Source organism: Vibrio sp. 03_296 (assembly GCF_002265885.1).
In genome coordinates this window covers 1-915 of the sequence record NZ_NPKW01000015.1, presented here as the reverse complement: position 1 = coordinate 915, position 915 = coordinate 1, and the positions used below count along the sequence as shown (strand labels likewise).

The 915-nt window shown below is 44.3% G+C and carries 2 pseudogenes; one reads left to right on the top strand and one right to left on the bottom strand.

The window, feature by feature from the left end:
• A pseudogene (locus tag CIK04_RS01510) lies at positions 1-393 on the bottom strand (multicopper oxidase domain-containing protein); the annotation flags it as partial.
• Positions 394-585: 192 nt separating this feature from the next.
• Here CIK04_RS01510 and CIK04_RS33115 point away from each other — a divergent pair.
• Positions 586-915: pseudogene (locus tag CIK04_RS33115) on the top strand (helix-turn-helix domain-containing protein); the annotation flags it as partial.

The window sequence follows — 915 nt, the reverse complement described above, 5'->3', positions numbered from 1 at the left end:
TTCCTGCGTCAGGTGGAGTAAAGCGATAAGTAAAGCTCTCCCCTAGGCATACGGGTTTTTGACTCAAAAAAGGGAACACCATCCATCTCAATAGGTACGCGCAAACCATGCCAATGGATTGTAGTTGGCTCGTTGAGTTTGTTGGTGAAGTGAATGATCACTTCTTCCCCTTGTCGACAAGCGAATCGTAGGGGCAGGAATAGAGCCATTAAAGGCGAGCACATCCGTAGTAAAACCAGGCACCACCTCAGCGGTAGCCGGTTCTGCAGTCATCTCATAGACAAACCGACCATGATGAAACGGCGCTCTACGCGACAGTGAACACGCAGGGAGAAGCGTTAATGCGGAAAACGCCAATGAAGTTTGAAGAAAGCGGCGGCGAGAAATATCCATATGTGGCCTACTGATTTGATTAATTGGCCTAAGTCTAACCAAATATTAATAATCATTCTCAACAATCTATCATACAAACCTAACTAAAGTAATGTCATATTGAAGCTGTTACTTCTTCGTAATAAATGACGCTATGGACAGTCTCAATAGCATTGATTTCAAAAACTTGCTAGCCAACAAAAATCTATTCAAATGAAGATGCGATTACTCACATTGGCCCATTTTAAAGATGGTCACTCTCGAACCCAAATGGCTAAGTTCCTGAAGGTAAGTAGAACCAGTGTGAATAAATGGGTACAAACATTCCGTGAAGAAGGGCTTGAAGGACTGCAAGAGAAACCAAGAACGGGTCGCCCAGCAAAACACGACAACTCGACTTTGGGCTGAGCATGGCTCAAGACCAAGAGTGGTAAAACAGCAGCAGTTTGAATATGCGTATTTGTTTGGCTCAGTATGTCCCGCTAGAGGTATTGACGAGGCAATGGTCGTTCCTCGGGTTAACAAGAACATTATGGTTGAGCA